The sequence below is a fragment of the Microbacterium sp. SW12 genome (assembly GCF_055391095.1).
Window position 1 is genome coordinate 1,217,097 of sequence record NZ_AP024335.1, and the last position, 15,558, is coordinate 1,232,654.

General features: G+C 67.1%; 18 protein-coding genes. 10 read left to right on the top strand and 8 right to left on the bottom strand.

All coding sequences use genetic code 11. From position 1 onward, the window contains the following. Positions 1-155: 155 nt before the first annotated feature. The 3 genes from MICSW_RS06110 (at position 156) to MICSW_RS06120 (ending at position 3,554) form a co-directional block, all read left to right on the top strand. Positions 156-1,274 (top strand): tyrosine-type recombinase/integrase, encoded by a 1,119-nt coding sequence (locus MICSW_RS06110; protein WP_259981722.1) that lies wholly within the window; start codon positions 156-158, stop codon positions 1,272-1,274. Further along, on the top strand, positions 1,264-1,599 hold the full coding sequence (locus tag MICSW_RS06115) for a helix-turn-helix domain-containing protein (protein ID WP_300591470.1): 336 nt from the start codon (positions 1,264-1,266) through the stop codon (positions 1,597-1,599). Before MICSW_RS06110 ends, MICSW_RS06115 begins: the two co-directional genes overlap by 11 nt. Positions 1,600-2,282: 683 nt before the next feature. Further along, on the top strand, positions 2,283-3,554 hold the full coding sequence (locus MICSW_RS06120; RefSeq protein ID WP_242868642.1) for a hypothetical protein: 1,272 nt from the start codon (positions 2,283-2,285) through the stop codon (positions 3,552-3,554). Here the strand turns inward: MICSW_RS06120 and MICSW_RS06125 are convergent, their stop codons facing one another. The 6 genes from MICSW_RS06125 to MICSW_RS06150 form a co-directional block, all read right to left on the bottom strand. Further along, entirely contained in the window at positions 3,555-3,872 is a 318-nt protein-coding gene (locus MICSW_RS06125) for a hypothetical protein (protein WP_058631820.1), read from the bottom strand. It abuts the gene before it with no gap. A gap of 11 nt (positions 3,873-3,883) precedes the next feature. Then, the gene (locus MICSW_RS06130) at positions 3,884-4,414 is read right to left on the bottom strand and encodes a signal peptidase II (RefSeq protein ID WP_464497766.1); all 531 of its coding nucleotides are present in this window, start codon (positions 4,412-4,414) and stop codon (positions 3,884-3,886) included. After that, complete coding sequence (locus tag MICSW_RS06135; RefSeq protein ID WP_341579579.1) at positions 4,411-5,019, bottom strand: cadmium resistance transporter; 609 nt, start codon at positions 5,017-5,019, stop codon at positions 4,411-4,413. Before MICSW_RS06135 ends, MICSW_RS06130 begins: the two co-directional genes overlap by 4 nt. After that, positions 5,019-6,935, bottom strand: a complete 1,917-nt coding sequence (locus MICSW_RS06140) for a heavy metal translocating P-type ATPase (RefSeq protein WP_464497769.1) — start codon at positions 6,933-6,935, stop codon at positions 5,019-5,021. The genes MICSW_RS06135 and MICSW_RS06140 overlap by 1 nt, the downstream gene beginning before the upstream one ends. Further along, complete coding sequence (gene cmtR / locus MICSW_RS06145; protein ID WP_036297877.1) at positions 6,932-7,291, bottom strand: Cd(II)/Pb(II)-sensing metalloregulatory transcriptional regulator CmtR; 360 nt, start codon at positions 7,289-7,291, stop codon at positions 6,932-6,934. Before cmtR ends, MICSW_RS06140 begins: the two co-directional genes overlap by 4 nt. 93 nt (positions 7,292-7,384) lie before the next feature. Continuing rightward, positions 7,385-7,864: a hypothetical protein gene (locus MICSW_RS06150; RefSeq protein WP_464497776.1), complete on the bottom strand. Its 480-nt coding sequence runs from the start codon at positions 7,862-7,864 to the stop codon at positions 7,385-7,387. A gap of 104 nt (positions 7,865-7,968) precedes the next feature. Here MICSW_RS06150 and MICSW_RS06155 point away from each other — a divergent pair, with 104 nt between their 5' ends. Genes MICSW_RS06155 through MICSW_RS06170 form a run of 4 tightly spaced genes read left to right on the top strand, consistent with a single transcriptional unit; the run spans position 7,969 to position 11,196 of the window. Continuing rightward, on the top strand, positions 7,969-8,748 hold the full coding sequence (locus MICSW_RS06155) for a glycosyltransferase family 2 protein (RefSeq protein ID WP_228178564.1): 780 nt from the start codon (positions 7,969-7,971) through the stop codon (positions 8,746-8,748). 11 nt (positions 8,749-8,759) lie between these two features. After that, on the top strand, positions 8,760-9,245 hold the full coding sequence (locus MICSW_RS06160; protein ID WP_464497782.1) for a prepilin peptidase: 486 nt from the start codon (positions 8,760-8,762) through the stop codon (positions 9,243-9,245). A 42-nt stretch (positions 9,246-9,287) separates the two neighbouring features. Further along, the gene (locus MICSW_RS06165; RefSeq protein ID WP_464497785.1) at positions 9,288-10,547 is read left to right on the top strand and encodes a YihY/virulence factor BrkB family protein; all 1,260 of its coding nucleotides are present in this window, start codon (positions 9,288-9,290) and stop codon (positions 10,545-10,547) included. A gap of 16 nt (positions 10,548-10,563) precedes the next feature. Further along, positions 10,564-11,196 (top strand): CYTH domain-containing protein, encoded by a 633-nt coding sequence (locus tag MICSW_RS06170; RefSeq protein WP_228178567.1) that lies wholly within the window; start codon positions 10,564-10,566, stop codon positions 11,194-11,196. A gap of 15 nt (positions 11,197-11,211) precedes the next feature. Here MICSW_RS06170 and lpdA read toward each other — a convergent pair whose 3' ends face one another. Beyond that, complete coding sequence (gene lpdA, locus MICSW_RS06175; RefSeq protein ID WP_292728910.1) at positions 11,212-12,612, bottom strand: dihydrolipoyl dehydrogenase; 1,401 nt, start codon at positions 12,610-12,612, stop codon at positions 11,212-11,214. A gap of 122 nt (positions 12,613-12,734) precedes the next feature. Here lpdA and MICSW_RS06180 point away from each other — a divergent pair, with 122 nt between their 5' ends. The 3 genes from MICSW_RS06180 (at position 12,735) to MICSW_RS06190 (ending at position 14,575) form a co-directional block, all read left to right on the top strand. After that, a complete protein-coding gene (locus MICSW_RS06180) occupies positions 12,735-13,244 on the top strand; it encodes an FHA domain-containing protein (RefSeq protein ID WP_374198023.1) in 510 nt (169 codons plus the stop codon). Further along, positions 13,244-13,936 (top strand): transcriptional regulator FtsR, encoded by a 693-nt coding sequence (gene ftsR, locus MICSW_RS06185; RefSeq protein ID WP_292728913.1) that lies wholly within the window; start codon positions 13,244-13,246, stop codon positions 13,934-13,936. The genes MICSW_RS06180 and ftsR overlap by 1 nt, the downstream gene beginning before the upstream one ends. Positions 13,937-14,029: 93 nt before the next feature. Then, entirely contained in the window at positions 14,030-14,575 is a 546-nt protein-coding gene (locus tag MICSW_RS06190; protein ID WP_228178570.1) for a MerR family transcriptional regulator, read from the top strand. A 168-nt stretch (positions 14,576-14,743) separates the two neighbouring features. Here the strand turns inward: MICSW_RS06190 and MICSW_RS06195 are convergent, their stop codons facing one another. After that, positions 14,744-15,553 carry a ParA family protein gene (locus MICSW_RS06195; protein ID WP_228178571.1) on the bottom strand — a complete coding sequence of 270 codons (810 nt, stop codon included), beginning with the start codon at positions 15,551-15,553 and terminating at the stop codon, positions 14,744-14,746. Positions 15,554-15,558 lie beyond the last annotated feature (5 nt).

Sequence of the window (15,558 nt, forward strand, 5' to 3'; positions counted from 1 at the left end):
TCGCATGTTGCAGTGAATGCAACTGTCCGTGCTTGCAATCGATACCTATTCGGCTCCTTCGGTGTCGAAGTGTTCCGACCATAACAGCGTGATCTCGCGGATGCGGAGATCTGGGTTGACACAGTGATGCACTGTCCCATACTTTGTTGCATCTAATGCAAGATTTTGAGGCTTCTCCAGCGGCGCTTCGGCTGATCACGTCAGCATCGAACGTCGCACTGGCGAACCCGGAAGCGCAGGTTTTCAGTGCGATGATCGATGGTTGGCGGAACCAGCAGCTGTCGCGCGGGCTCCGTGAGCAGACGATCCGGAACCGGACGGCGACGGTGACACGGTTCCGTGATTTCGTGGACAAACCGCCTTGGAGGTGGACTGTCGCGGATGTGGATGAGTTCACTGCTCAGTCTGGCGGTCGCACTCGGACGTTGTCGACGATGCGCGCCAACCATGGGTCTATCCGTGGGTTCTGTGACTACCTCACGAACCCGTTGTACGACTGGATGGAGATCTGCGATCGCGAGTTTGGGGAGGTCCCTTCGCAGGTGTGCCTGCCGTGGAACACGGTGGCGCACCGGTTCGAGTTCGAAGGCGATGGGAAGCGTCGCCCGTTCACGTACGACGAGATCGAGCGCCTGTTCGATACGGCCGACGCCCGCGTCGAGCTGCTCGTGAGTTCCGGGCGAAAGGGTGCGCTCGGCGCGTTGCGGGATGCCCAGTTGCTGAAGACGGTCTACGCGTTCGGTCTGCGCCGCACTGAGGCGGTGATGCTCGATACCGTCGATTTGCACCACAACGCGAAGATGCGCCAGTGGGGCCGCTACGGCGCGGTCCACGTGCGATGGGCGAAGGCGGCGGGCGGTGGCGCGCCACGACGTCGCACGGTGCTGCTGGTGCCGGAATTCGACTGGTGGGTCCCCGGCATGCAGCAATGGCTCGAGCAGGCCCGGGCCCGTTTCGCGCCCGGAGACGACCTCGACGCGCTCTGGGTGACCGAGCGCCGCACGCGTCTGTCTGCTGGGTATCTCGATCGGAGGTTCGCAGAGTTGCGTGATGAAGCCGGCCTGTCGAAGGACCTGACGTTGCACAGCCTCCGGCACTCCTATGTCACGCACCTTCTGGAGTTCGGGTACGCCGATCGATTCGTCCAAGAGCAGGTCGGGCATATGCATGCCTCGACGACCTCGATCTACGCCTCCGTCAGCTCGGACTACAAGAACCGTGTGCTCGCCGAAGCGCTGAAGGCCCTCATCGAAGGAGAAGCTGATGACCGTTGAGCTCGACACCGGCTGGAATCTGCGCAGCGTGATGGCGTCGCGCGGGATCTTCCAGACCTCCAAGCTGAAACCCCTACTCGAAGAGCGCGGCATCGACCTGTCCCGGGAGCAGGTGTATCGGCTGGTGACTCAGCCGCCCCAGCGGGTGCGTCTCGACGTGTTGGCGGCGTTGTGCGATGCGCTGGAGTGCTCGCTCGACGATCTCGTGACGATCACTCGCCGGGAGGCCTCGACCCCGGTGGCGGTGGGTGAGGAGGCGACACGGGGGACGATCGGTGATCTCCGTCCTGTTCGCGCGGCGATCCGTCGGCCGCGTACGAAGTAGCCGCGGTGGCCAAGCCTCCGCAGCTGCCGCGAGTCGCTGAAGTCGTCGCTCTCGTCCGCCCTCTCGTTTCCGAGATCTCTCCCGAGCGACTCACTGAGATCGTGCATACGGTCGCGCCAGTACCCCTCACGCAGCGGCTTCTTGAGCTCGCGCTGATCAAGCAGCCCGGAGCCCTGGAGGGGCAGCATGCGAACGTGCCAGCGACCGTTCAGAATCTGGCCCATGCGCTGGTCAAAGAAGGGGCGAGCCGGGTGGTGTTGCCGACGTGTGAGTCCTGCGGACGCGCGGTGAGAATGCCCCACAAGACGCCGGGCGGTGGTCGGCACTGCTCCCGATGCGAGCGGAAGGCCCGGTCCGTCTCCTGCGCGTCCTGTGGCCGGGTCCGGCCCGTGCAGCGCACCATCGACGGACAGCGTTTCTGCCGTGACTGTTGGCGAGCCGACCCTCGATCGTTCGGCGACTGCTCGCGGTGCGGTCAGCACGCGACCATCATCGTCCGTCGCCCGGAACTCGTCTGCCTGGCCTGCTACACCGCACCGATCAAGACCTGTGGTCTTTGCGGAGAACCTGGCCGCGTCGCCTCGCACCTCGACGGACGACGAGTATGCGCGCGCTGCTACTACGCGATGCGCAGACCCCAACCTTGTCCCGAGTGCGCGCGCAGAGTGTTCCTCACCGGGTTCATGAATGGCCAGAAGGTCTGCGCCGACTGCGCGGGCACTCCGATCACGATGGCCTGCCCTGGATGCGGCTCGATCGAGGAAATCCGCAAACATCACCTCTGCGTCGAGTGCCGCCGGCCCGTCGCGATCCAACAGCTGCTCGCCGACGATGCGGGAGAGATCCGTGAGGATCTCCACCCGCTTGCTGACTATCTGCTCACGCACCATGGCAAAGCGGCGTCGCTCGAACGCTGGCTGCACAAGAGCAAGTGCGCGATGGTGCTCCGCGAGCTCGCGGACGGGACCCTGCCGCTCACCGCCGAGGCGATCATCACCCGAGCCCGGTCGGGACAGTCGGTCGCGTTCCTCCTCTCACTGCTGGTCCGTTCCGGCGTGCTGCCGGAGCTCGACGTCGAGGGCACGCGCTTCGACCACTGGCTCAACGACTGGCTCGGTGGCATCGACCATCCCGAGGACCGGCTGATCCTGCGCCGCTACTGCACCTGGGAGCTCCTCCGATCCACTCGGACACTGCGCAGCGCGTCCAGCCCTGCTTCCGGCTTCCAGAGGCAGAGGGCTGCACTGAAGTACTGCGCCGCGTTCCTCGGGGAGATCCGGGCGCAGCAGGAGACACTGGCGACGTTCCCGCAGCGCCTACTCGACGCGTATCTGACCGATTCGCCTAGCCAACGCGACGCGCTGGCACCGTTCACTCGCTGGCTGCGAAAACACCGGCTGAGCACCCTTCGGGTCGAGTTTCGAGCCCATCGCCTCGAGGGGCGAGACTACGCCTCTGATCACCGATGGCAGATGGCCCGCAGGTTCCTGTCCGATGCCGACATGGACCCGAAGACCCGGGCCGCGGGTCTCCTCGTGCTGCTCTACGGGATCCAGCTGACCCGCATCGTCACGATCACCCGGGCACAGGTCGACACGAGCTCGCGGCCCGTGACGCTCACCGTCGGGGCCGAGCCGATCGAGGTCCCCGCGATCCTCGGCGACGCCATCGTCGAGCTCGTCGATGCCACAAAAGGCCATCCTGAAGGGTGGTTGTTCCCCGGCCGGAACCCGGGCCGTCACCTCACCCCGGGGCCGCTCAGCCGTCGCCTTCGCGCCGAAGGCCTGCTTGCCGGGAGCGCCCGCACGACAGCGCTCATCGAGCTCACCCGGCAACTGCATCCCCGGATCGTCTCGGATCTCCTCGGCATCACGACGGCATCCGCTGCCTCATGGTCGCGTCTCGCCGGTGGCGAGTGGTCCGATTACCCGGCTCTCCGCTCCACCCACCCCTGATCAAGCATCACCCGTCAGAGCCGGGCCGGAAATCGCTTCGCGCAGTTGCTCGACGGTCGGAGAGCCTCCCAGCCCGGCAGGGGTACGGAACACCCGGCAGGCGAGCCCGACCGGCGTGTGCTCGTCGGCGAAGGGATCGACGCCGTCGACGAGGACGGTCGGTGACCCGTGGAATCCGAGGCGCTCGGCGTCCTCGGCGGTCTCGACCAACTGTCGTGTGACGCGGATATCTGATCGACCGTCGAGCAGCTCAGCAAGCCGGCGGTCGAGTACTTCCCAGTTCGGGCAGCCGTCGAAGTACTGCAGGGTGATCTCCATGGTTGGCCCTCTCAGTTCTCGGTGCCGCGGAGCGTCAGGAGCGCTCCGGCAATCGTAGCGGTGACGATCACGATGTCGGCGAGGTTCCCGATGAACCAGTTGCCGTAGGCGAGGAAGTCGACGACGTGCCCCCGGGCGAATCCTGGTTGGCGGAAAAGCCGGTCGCCGGCGTGCGAAGCAGCGGCCCCGCCGAGCGCACCGATCACGATCGCCCACCCGGGGCGTCGGACCCGGAACGCGAACACGATCGCGGTGGCCGTGGCCGCGACGGCGATGAGAGCGAACACCCAGGTGAAGCTCTCCCCGAAGGAGAACGCCGCGCCGGGGTTGTACGCGAGCTGCAGGCCCAACAGGTCGCCGATCAGCGGGATGCGCTCGTGCTCCGACAGGGTGGCCTCGGCCCACACTTTCGTTCCCTGATCGATCACGACGACGACCACGGCGATCAGAAGCGCCCAGGCAGTGAGCCGCCAGCGTCCTCTCTGCGGACGCTCTCCCGACGCCGATGCCGACTCAACGTCGGTATTCGTGTCCGGGGTCATACGAGGGCCTCGAAGAGACGGACGATAACGCCGGATTCAATGAGGATGAACAGGCCCAGGCCGATGAACACGACGGGGACGAGCCAGTGCTCGACACGTTCGAGCGTTTCGGTGACGGCCTTGTGGGTGCCGATCAGTCGCCCGGCAGCGCACCAGACGGCGACGAGGATCAGGAACACGACGATCATGACCGCGACGTCGCCGGGCGAGCTGGTGCGGAAGATCGGCGTGTAGAGGGAGATGTTGTCGGCCCCGTTGGCGATCGTGATCCCGGCGACCCCCCATAGTCCGACCGCGGTGATCTTGGAGTCGTCATCATCGTCGTCGCCGTTACGGCGCAGGCCGCGAATGAGCGTCCAGATGCCGATGCCGAGCGGGATCAGACCCAGGAAGCCGACCCATTCGTCCGGGACGATCGTGAGACCGAGCGCGGCGATCACGCTGATCACGACGAGTGTGATGAACCCGAGGTACTGGCCTGCGACGATCTGCCACGGTCGCGGCTTTCCCCGGCTGGAGGCGAGGAACAGCACGGTGAGCACGACGATGTCGTCGATGTTGGTCGCCGCGAACAGGCCGATCGCCGACCCGATGGTTGCGAGCATCAGCTTTCCATTCGTGGTGTGCGGGTGCGTGCGGCGCGCAGGCCGTTGAGGATCACGATGACCTCCGCGACCTCGTGGACCAGGACGACAGCCGCGAGCCCCAGGACCCCGAAGAGCGCGAGCGGGAGCAGTGCGGTGATGATCAGCAGGGACAGGATGATGTTCTGGTTGATGATCCGCCGGCCCCGCCGCGCGTGATCGAACGCCCGCGGGATGAGCCGCAGATCATGACCCGTGAAGGCCACGTCCGCAGACTCGATCGCCGCATCGGAGCCGGTCGCTCCCATCGCGATGCCGATGTCCGCGGACGCCAGGGCCGGGGCGTCGTTGATGCCGTCACCGATCATCGCGACCGATCCCGCCTTCGACAACTCGCCGATCGCGGTCGCCTTGTCCTCAGGGCGCAGCTCCGCGCGCACATCAGCGATCCCGGCCTGCGCAGCCAGCGCACGAGCGGTGCGGGCGTTGTCCCCGGTGAGCATCGTCATGCCGACGCCCTGATCCGCAAGCGTGCGGACCACCTCGGGGACTTCCGGACGCAGCTCGTCGCGGACGCCGATCGCCGCGACCGGTGCCTCGTCGCGGTGCACGATCACGACAGTCATGCCCTGCTCCTCAAGCCCTGCAACCCGGTCGCCGAGCTCGCCGGCGTCGAGCCAGCGGGGGCTGCCGACCGTGATACGAGCGCCATCGACGGTGCCGTCGATGCCGTGCCCGGCCTGCTCGGTCACATCCGCGGCCACGGGAACACCCGGGGCTGCAGCGGTGATCGCCGCCGCAAGGGGATGCGTGCTGTGCTGCTCCAGAGCCGCCGCCCAAGCCAGCGCCTGCTCCTCGGCAATGCCGTTCGCAGTGAGGACCGCGGTGACCGCGGGCTCGTTACGGGTCAGGGTGCCGGTCTTGTCGACCGCGACGTGCCGGACCGTGCCGAAGCGCTCGAAGACCGCGCCGGACTTGATGATCACGCCGAACTTGCTCGCCGCGCCGATCGCGGCAACGACCGTCAACGGCACCGAGATCGCCAGCGCGCACGGAGAGGCCGCTACCAGCACGACGAGCGCACGAGTGATCCATACCTCCGGGTCGCCCAGCAGTGACCCAATGATCGCGACGAGCGCTGCGAGAATCAGCACACCGGGTACGAGCGGGCGGGCGATCCGGTCCGCGAGACGCGCACGCTCGCCCTTCTCCGTCTGCGCTTTCTCGACCAACTCCACGATCGTCGTAAGCGAGTTATCGGTACCGGCCGCGGTCGCCTCGACCTCCAGCACGCCGGAGCTGTTAATCGCGCCGGCCGACACCGCGTCCCCGGGCTCGACCTCGACGGGGATCGACTCCCCGGTGATCGCCGAGGTGTCCAGGCTTGAGCGGCCAGAGCGGACGATCCCGTCGGTTGCGATCCGTTCGCCCGGGCGGACCACCATGACCTGGCCGACCGTCAACTCCCTCGCCGGCACCTGCGCAGAGACGCCGCTCTGCAGCACGGTCGCCGTCTCCGGCACGAGCTTCAGCAGCGCCCGCAGGCCGCCACGGGCACGGTCCATCGCCTTGTCCTCAAGCGCCTCAGCAATCGAGTACAAGAACGCCAGAGCAGCGGCCTCCTCCACATAGCCGAGGATGACCGCGCCGATCGCGCTGATCGTCATCAGCAGCCCGATCCCGAGCTTGCCCTTGAACAGCTTCCGAATCGCGCCAGGAGTGAACGTCGACGCGCCCAGCAGCAGGCCGATCCAGAACAGTACGAGCGCCGGGATCTCGAGCCCGGACCATTCAAGGATCAGACCAGCCAGGAACGCGACACCGGAGAGGACCGGCACCATGATCCCACGGTCCCTCCACCAGGGCCGCTCCACCTCTTCGGTCTCATCCTCCGCCGCAGTGGCAGGCTCGTGCTCGCAGCTACACGCCGCGCTCACGCGTCCGCCCCTGTACCGCAGCAGCCCGGCACCGTGCACGACGAGTCCACACACGGCGCGTGCTCATCGACCGCCAGCGTCACATCCACGAGCGCGACCAGCGCAGCCGCAAGATGCGGGTCAGCGATCTCGTAGCGCGTCTGGCGACCCTCAGGCTCGGCGACCACGATCCCGCAGTCACGCAGGCACGTCAGGTGGTTCGAGACGTTCGAGCGGGTCAGCTCCAGCTCGCGCGAGAGCACGGCCGGATAGCTCGGGGCGTTCAGCAGCGTCATCAAGATCCGGGAGCGCGTCGGGTCCGCCATGGCCCGGCCGAGCCGGTTCATGACGTCGAGGCGCGAAGCAATAGTCAGCATGTACTGAACTATACAGCAAGCGCTGATCAATCATTGGTGATCAGTGCCCCACCATTCATTGGGAGAAGAGTCGGAAGCCGCTGAATACGCAACTCAGCAACAATCGGCGCTACCAGTACACTCCCGGGCGAGCTCGTCGTGCTGGGCGATCACCGGAACGGCCGCGTGGGTCATCGAGACGGGACACGCGTGGCCGGGTTCTACCTGCGCATAGAGCATGAACGCGGTGGCGCGCACGACGGATGCCCCGGGCCCGGGCTCTCGGAACGCCCCGGTGTGGGCGCCGTCGGCCAATGCCGCGCCGATGATGCGGTGGTAGGCCGGGTCGTACTCGACCTCATCGAGCTGGCGGCCATAGCGGTCGTGCGTCTGCAGCACCGGCTCGACCCGGTTGGCGCGCACCGCATCGCGTTGGAAGGCGGAAGAGCCGACGCGATGCCCGATGTGGTGCAGCCGCGCCGCGGCACCTGGCCCGCTGTAGGTCTCGACGCCCTCGCGCAGGGCGATGTTCGCCTCGTACTCATCCAGCCCCGTGCGTGCGGGCGCCTGGTTCGCGACCTCGTGTGTTTTCATCCGACTCCCTCGTCCGTGGCTCCACGGTAAGCCCGCACGTGCCACGGGCGGTTCCCGGATGCGGCGCTCCCGGCATCCGCGAACCGCGCCGATAGGGTGAGGGGGTGACATCGGCGCTGCGCATCTCGGTCGTCATCCCGTGTCGCAACGACGCCGAGTTCCTGCGCAAATGCCTGCTCGCCCTGCAGAAGCAAGAGCGTCCCGCTGACCGCATCATCGTGGTCGACAACGGCAGCACCGACGAGTCGGCGGCAGTCGCGCGCGAGGCCGGTGTCGAGCTGATCGACGAGCCGCTCGTGGGGATCTGGCCCGCCGCCGCACGCGGATACGACGCTGCGCTACCCACCAGCGACATCATTGCAAGACTGGATGCCGATTCCCGGCCCCATCCGGATTGGCTGGCGCGCATTGAGTCAGCCTTCAACAGCGACGCCGCGCTCGGGGTGCTCACCGGCGGCGCCGAGTTCTACGGCGCCGGCAGAGTCATCAGCTATCTCGGCGAGCACTGGTACATCGGTGGGGGGAGGGTCTGGGTGAACCTGTGGCTCGGCATCCCGCTGGTGTTCGGGTCGAACTTCGCGATGCGTGCTGCCATCTGGGAGCGGGCCCGCACGGTGGTGCACCGCGAGAACCCCCGCATCCACGACGACCTCGACCTCACCATCCACCTGCGCGAGAGCGACGGGGTGCGCTGGGATCGGTCGCTCACAATGCCGGTCTCGGCACGCCCCCTGACCTCGGTCCGAGGTCTCGCGCGCAGGGTCGGGCGGGTCGTTCCGACCTTCGCCGCCAGCTGGCCCGCGGGTGCTCCCTGGCGGCGCCGGCACGACAGCTATCCACAGGAAGGCCAGGATGGCGAGGACCGAGGGGTCGCCGTCACCTAGGCTCAGTCGCCATGCCGACGATCTCGACCGCCCTCACGGTCGTAGCCTTCGTCACGTTCGCGGTCATCGGAGCGATCCTCGCAATCATCGACATCCGCACTCACCGTCTTCCCAACCGCCTCGTCGCGACGGTCGGCGTCACGGGTGTCGTGCTCCTGGTTGCGGCAGCACTGACCGGCAGTCGAATGGATGCGCTGATCCGGGCTCTGCTGGCGGCGCTGGTTCTTTTCGCCGCGTACCTCGTGTTGCGGATGCTGTCGGCCGGCGGTGTCGGCGGCGGCGACGTCAAGCTCGCAGCGGTCATCGGACTGCACCTCGGGTGGCTGGGATGGGGGAGCGTGCTCGTGGGGACACTGGCCGGATTCGTGCTCGGCGGTGTCTTCGCCGCCGGGATGCTGCTCGTTCGCCGCGCCGACCGCCGCAGCGCGATCCCGTTCGGTCCATGGATGCTGGCCGGCGCATGGGTCGCGATCGTGCTGACCGTGTCAAGGCCCTGAGCGTCTCGGCCCCCCGCAGAGCTTCCCGGTTAGCCTGGAACCATGCCGGCCGCCCTGAAGACCTTCGTTGCCGTCGTGATCAGATGGGCGCTCTCGCTGCGCATCGTTCGCGCGTTGCTGCTCTACACCGAGAAGCGCGGACCGGTCCTTGCCGACAGCGTCACCTACCGTGCGCTGTTCTCGGTCTTTGCGGCGGTCCTGCTCGGGTTCTCGGCCGCAGCACTCTGGCTCGCGGGCAACCCCGAAGCGTGGAACGCGCTCGTCAGTGCCGTGAACTCCGTGATTCCCGGGCTGATCGGGGGCGAGAACGCGGTCATCCGGGAAGAAGACCTGCGATCGGGCCTTGATCAGTTCCAGTCGGGTCTGTCGATCGCGGCGATCGCTGCGGTCATCGGACTTCTGTTCGCTGCCATCGGTGCCGTCGGAACGCTTCGCTCAGCGCTCCACCTGATCGGTGGCACCGTCATGGACGACGGGTTCTTCCTGTGGGTGATCCTCCGAAACTTCGCGATGGCCGTCGGAGTCGCGATAGCGATCGTCGCGACCGCCGCCATCACCTACTTCGGAACCGCCGGTGTCTCTCTCGCCCTGGACTGGATAGGCATCGACGGCGACACGGTGATCGCGGAGGTGCTGACCCGCACGGTCGGTATCGTCACGGTATTCGTGCTGGATGCCGCGCTCATCGCGGCGATCTTCCTGGTGCTCGGCGGGATCCGTCCTCCCGCGCGGGCGCTGTGGGGCGGCGCGCTCCTGGGCGCAGTGGGCTTGACGGTGCTGCAGCAGTTGTCGGGACTGTTCGTGCGGGGCGCCGAGGCCAACCCGCTCCTCGGTACTTTCGCCACCCTCATCGCGTTGCTGCTGTGGATCAACTTCTCGGCGCAGGTCATCCTCATCTCCTGCACCTACATCGTGGTCGCCTCCGAGGAGGCGCACGGTGTGGTCTCCTCGGCCCCTCCGTTGACCTTCGCCCAGCGCCGACTGCGCCGGGCACAGGCATCCGCGCGCGATGCGACAGCCGAGCTCCTTGAAGCACGCGCCGCCGCGATCGCCGAAGGGGACGAGATCGGGGCTTATGCTCGGGGGATGGCCATTGCACGACTCCACGGAGGCCCGCTCGACGGGCAAGTCCTGCCCCTGGAAGCCCCGGATGCAGACACGATGATCGTTCCCTACGGCGAAGGCCAGGTCATCTACGAACGACGTGGTGCCCTCGAGCACACGGGCGATCACGACGGACCGACCGAGGGCGAGTTCTACTTCGTCGAGTCCACCGACGAGATCGCCCCGTCCGACGACTGAGCCGACCACGCCATCGATGGAGCCCTCGCAGTCCCTCGAGGTTGAAATCACCTTCGACGTGGACCCAGAAACCGAGGTCCCCGATTGGACCCAGGTTCCACTGGTCGTCACTGTCGCCGAGCCGGAAGTGCGTGAACTCGACGCCGTCTACTACGACACCGCAGAGTACGTCCTCGGCAGAGCCGGCTACGCGCTTCGGCGCCGGGAAGGTGGGCCCGATGCGGGCTGGCATCTGAAAGGACCCCGCCAGGGCTCCGGTCGGATGGAGACCGGTTGGCCGCTCGACATCGGTGGCGACACAGCATCCGTGACCGGCGTCCCGCCCGAGATCGCCGCGCATATCGGGGATCTGACGACGGACCCGCTGGTCGTGATCGCCCGCATCCGCAACACGCGCACCGCGTATGCGCTCCGGGATGCCGAGGGCGGCATCCTCGCCGAGATGGTCGATGACCGCGTGCGCACGCGCGACGAGCAGCGGGGGATGGAGCAGGCGTGGCGCGAGTGGGAGATCGAACTCGGGCCGGCAGCTCCAGAGGATGCGGATGCCTGTGCCGCGTTCTTCGACGCGGTGACCGTCGCCGCATACGCCAAGGGCGCGCGCGAGGCCTCGAGTGACTCGAAGCTCGCACGCGCCCTGGGCGTGTGAGGCCTGACCCGCTGGTCAGATGTTGATCATGTGGCCGGCAAGGCCGTGGAAGGCCTCCTGCACGGCTTCCGACAGCGTCGGGTGGGTGTGGACGTTGCGCGCCGCCTCGAGGGCGGTGAGGTCCCACTTCTGAGCCAGGGTGAGCTCGGGCAGTAGCTCCGAGACGTCCGGGCCGATCATGTGGGCACCGAGCAGTTCGAGGTGCTCGCCGTCGGCGATGACCTTCACGAAACCGACGGCTTCGCCCAGGCCGTTCGCCTTGCCGTTGGCGCTGAAGGGGAACTTCGCGACCTTGACGTCGTAGCCGGCATCCCGGGCCTGCGCCTCGGTCAGGCCGAAGCTGGCGACCTGCGGCGAGCAGAACGTCGCACGCGGCATCATGCGGTAGTCGCCGAGCGTCATGGTCTCGGCCTTGCCGATCGTCTCGGCGGCGACAACGCCCTGCGCCTCGGCGACGTGGGCAAGCTGCAGCTTGGCGGTCACGTCACCGATCGCGTAGATGTGCGGCACGTTCGTGCGCATGTGGTCATCGATGTCGATGGCGCCGCGGTCGGTGAGCTTCACACCGGTCTTGTCGAGCCCGAAGCCCTCGACGCGCGGCGCGAACCCGATCGACATGAGCACCTTGTCGGCGTCGATCGAGCCCTGGGCGCCGTCGTTGTTGCCGGTGTAGGCAACCGTGACGCGGTCGCCGTGGTCGGTGACGCTCTCAACCTTGGTCGAGGTGAGGATCTCGATGCCGTACTTCTTGTACTGGCGCGCGATCTCTTTCGAGACCTCGGCGTCCTCGTTGGGAAGTGCACGGTCGAGGAACTCGATGATCGTGACCTTCACGCCGTAGTTCGACAGCACGTACGCGAACTCCATGCCGATGGCTCCGGCGCCGACGATCACGATGGACTTCGGCAGCTCACGGGTGAGGATCTGCTCTTCGTACGTGACGACGTTCTCGCTCAGGCTTACGCCCGGGAGCAGACGCACCGTCGAGCCGGTCGCGATGATCGCGTTGTCGAAGGTGACGGTCTCGGTGCCACCCTCAGAGGTCTTGACCTCGATCGTGTGGTCGTCGACGAACGAGCCACGGCCGTCGTACTCCGTGATCTTGTTCTTCTTCATCAGGTAGTGGATGCCCTTGACGTGGCCGGCCGCCACCTCACGGCTGCGGTCCCAGGCGACACCGAAGTCGAAGTGCACATCGCCCGAAATGCCGAACAGATCGGCCTTCGCGTGGAACGTGTGAGCGAGGTCGGCGTTGCGCAGCAGCGCCTTCGAGGGGATGCATCCCACGTTCAGGCACACCCCACCCCAGTACTTCTCTTCGATGACCGCTGTAGACAGGCCCAGCTGAGCGCTGCGAACGGCCGCGACATAGCCGCCGGGGCCGGCACCAAGGATGACGACGTCGTAGTGAGGCATGGTCCCAGCCTATCCCTCGGAGACAATCCGCCGGCGCCAGCAGCCGGGTTGAGAACAGCGACGACCCACTCGACATCCGCCTGCCAAATCCGACTATCCTGGGGAGCCTGAGGAGGCCTCCCGTGGAACACAATGCGCCCGCTGAACCCGACGAAATCCGTCGCGCCTCCGGCGACCCCGGAGCCGCTGCTCCCGGTGGTCGAGGCACGGATACGACGGCTTCATTCGGACACGATTCCGACTTGTCATTCGTGCCATTCGGCGCCGAACTGACCGAGGTCGAGCTCGAGGCGATCGAGGCGTTGCCGTCGGGGTCGGCACTCATGATCGTCCGGTCGGGCCCCACCGCGGGCGCCCGCTACCTATTGGATGCCGACGTGACGACGGTCGGCCGCCACCCCGAGGCAGACATCTTCTTCGATGATGTGACGGTCTCTCGCCGTCACGCCGAGATCACCCGCTCCGGTACGACGTTCGAGCTGGTCGATCAGCGCTCGCTCAACGGCACGTACGTGAACGGCGAGCGCGTGGACCGGGCCGTCCTGACGAACGGCTCAGAGGCGCGCGTCGGCAAGTTCCGGTTGAACTTCTTCGTCTCGCCGGCTGACCTCGAGCCCGCGGCGGACCAGTGATGGCGGGCGTTCCCGCCCGTGATCGCGCCTCGTCTGCGGGGCTTCTGAGCATCGGCCAAGTCCTCGCGCGGCTCTCTCCCGAGTTTCCCGGGCTCAGTTCGAGCAAACTGCGCTTCCTCGAAGTACAGGGCATCGTCACTCCGACCAGGACCGAGTCGGGATACCGCAAGTTCGCACCCGCGGATGTCGAGCGGCTACGGCTTGCGCTCACGCTGCAGCGCGATCACTATCTGCCCCTCCATGTCATCCGGGGGTACCTCGATGATGTGGATGCCGGGCGCGACCCGGTCACCCCGATCCCCGCGCCGCCGACCTCGATCGTCGCGGCGCCGCGGCGCTATCGGCGTGACGAGTTGCTCGCTGCTGCCGGGGCTGCACCGCAGCTGCTCAACGACGCGATCAGCACCGGGGTGATCGCCGCCGCCGAAAGCTACACGGAGCAGACCGTGGCGCTGCTGCGGTGCCTGGTGGCCCTCGATCGCCACGGTATCGAGCCCCGTCACATCAGGACGCTGCGTCAGAGTGCCGAGCGTGACGCAGCCCTCGTCGAATCCGCCGTCGCGCCGCTGTCCCGCCGCAACGATGCAACATCCCGAGGCAGAGCCGAGGAACTCGCGCCCGAATTGGCGCGTCGCCTGGAGGAAGTGCGCTCGATCTTCTTGCGCTCGGCCCTCGAACGATTCCTCTCATAGTGCGACACGCCGAGACGCAACGGCCGGATGTCGTTGCCCGAGCCTCTCGGCTGATCTAGCGTTGACATGTCCGATCGAACTGGGGAGGTTGCCATGACGGCACGCGAGGCGGAGTCGACGCCCAGCCTGACGGCAGACCTCTTGTTCACCGACGGCCTTCCGGCCCTCGACGACGAGGTCGGCTACCGCGGAGCAGTCGCTGCGCGAGCTGCCGGCATCACGTATCGTCAGCTGGACTACTGGGCTCGCACCGAACTCGTCGAGCCGACCGTGCGCGGGGCCTCAGGCTCCGGGTCGCAGCGTCTCTACGGTTTCCGCGACATCCTCGTGCTCAAGCTCGTGAAGCGGCTGCTCGACACGGGCATCTCACTCCAGCAGATCCGCACCGCCGTCGAGCAGCTGCGTGCCGCCGGCATCCGTGATCTTGCCGGCACCACCCTCATGAGCGATGGCGCCTCGGTCTACCTGTGCACCTCGAACGATGAGGTCATCGACCTCGTCAGCCGCGGGCAGGGCGTGTTCGGCATCGCGGTCGGCAAGGTGTGGCGTGAGGTCGAGTCGACGCTCGTCGAGTTCGACCCGCAGGCACCGGATGCCGTCGACGAACTCGCCGCGCGGCGCGCCGCGCGCTCAGCCTGAGCCGCACAACGCCGGCTCCCCGACTTCTGCATCCGCTCTGCGATCCGCGAGACTGCAGTCTGCCCGCGAGGCTGCGCGTTTCTGACGCACTCTGGCGGGCACGGTGCAGTCTCGGCGAGGGTGGGTTCCGCGGGCGCGGGACGGCGCCTCATCAGGGCGGCGGCGTGATCAGGATGCCGCGGCGTCGGGGGAGGGGATACGCCCCGTGCGCATAACGCGGTCCAGGATCGCATCGAAGTCTGCTGCCAGCTCCTGAGCCGAGTCGCCGGGCCAAATGTGGAGCGGCTTTGCCGCACCCTGAGCCTGCTGCAGCGATGTGCGCTCGGGCAGCTGAGGCGAGAGCACCAGCGGGCCGAACATCTCGCGCAGTTCCTTGATGCGGAACTGGTGCTCGATCGACTGGGGGCGCACCCGGTTGACCACGATTCCCAGCGGTTGAAGACGGGGGGAGAGGCCGCGACGGATCTCTTCGATCGCACGCAGGGCCCGGTCAGCTGCCGCAACCGAGAACAGGCCCGGCTCGGTGATGACGATCACGCGGTCGCTCGCTGCCCACGCCGTTCGCGTCAGTGCGTTGAGGGAGGGAGCACAGTCGATGAGGACCAGGTCGTAGTCGGCCTCGATGGTCGCCAGTGCCTCCTCGAGCTTCCACACGTCGCGGACGCTCGGATGCGGGCCATCGAAGTTGATCGCCGAGGGCGACCCGATCATGACGTCGATCGTGCCGGGGTGGACCTTCGCCCAGCCGCTGGCGGTGATCGCCTGGCGCACGACCTTCTCTTTCGGGTTGGCCAGGACGTCGGCGACGTTGAGCTTGCCGGCCACCTGGATGTCCATGCCGGTGGAGACATCCGACTGAGGGTCGAGATCGACCACGAGGGTGCGGACACCTCGGGCGAAGGCGGCGGAGGCAAGCCCCAGCGTGACAGTGGTCTTGCCGACACCACCCTTGAGCGAGCTCACCGACAGTACGTGCACGAGGC

Excerpts from the sequence above, each read along its gene's own strand:
- MICSW_RS06130 (WP_464497766.1), bottom strand. The coding sequence starts at position 4,414 with ATGACCCCGGACACGAATACCGACGTTGAGTCGGCATCGGCGTCGGGA.
- MICSW_RS06120 (WP_242868642.1), top strand. The coding sequence starts at position 2,283 with ATGAATGGCCAGAAGGTCTGCGCCGACTGCGCGGGCACTCCGATCACG.
- MICSW_RS06165 (WP_464497785.1), top strand. The coding sequence starts at position 9,288 with ATGCCGGCCGCCCTGAAGACCTTCGTTGCCGTCGTGATCAGATGGGCG.
- MICSW_RS06115 (WP_300591470.1), top strand. The coding sequence starts at position 1,264 with ATGACCGTTGAGCTCGACACCGGCTGGAATCTGCGCAGCGTGATGGCG.
- MICSW_RS06150 (WP_464497776.1), bottom strand. The coding sequence starts at position 7,864 with ATGAAAACACACGAGGTCGCGAACCAGGCGCCCGCACGCACGGGGCTG.
- MICSW_RS06160 (WP_464497782.1), top strand. The coding sequence starts at position 8,760 with ATGCCGACGATCTCGACCGCCCTCACGGTCGTAGCCTTCGTCACGTTC.
- lpdA (WP_292728910.1), bottom strand. The coding sequence starts at position 12,612 with ATGCCTCACTACGACGTCGTCATCCTTGGTGCCGGCCCCGGCGGCTAT.
- ftsR (WP_292728913.1), top strand. The coding sequence starts at position 13,244 with ATGGCGGGCGTTCCCGCCCGTGATCGCGCCTCGTCTGCGGGGCTTCTG.
- cmtR (WP_036297877.1), bottom strand. The coding sequence starts at position 7,291 with ATGCTGACTATTGCTTCGCGCCTCGACGTCATGAACCGGCTCGGCCGG.
- MICSW_RS06190 (WP_228178570.1), top strand. The coding sequence starts at position 14,030 with ATGACGGCACGCGAGGCGGAGTCGACGCCCAGCCTGACGGCAGACCTC.
- MICSW_RS06110 (WP_259981722.1), top strand. The coding sequence starts at position 156 with ATGCAAGATTTTGAGGCTTCTCCAGCGGCGCTTCGGCTGATCACGTCA.
- MICSW_RS06135 (WP_341579579.1), bottom strand. The coding sequence starts at position 5,019 with ATGCTCGCAACCATCGGGTCGGCGATCGGCCTGTTCGCGGCGACCAAC.
- MICSW_RS06170 (WP_228178567.1), top strand. The coding sequence starts at position 10,564 with ATGGAGCCCTCGCAGTCCCTCGAGGTTGAAATCACCTTCGACGTGGAC.
- MICSW_RS06125 (WP_058631820.1), bottom strand. The coding sequence starts at position 3,872 with ATGGAGATCACCCTGCAGTACTTCGACGGCTGCCCGAACTGGGAAGTA.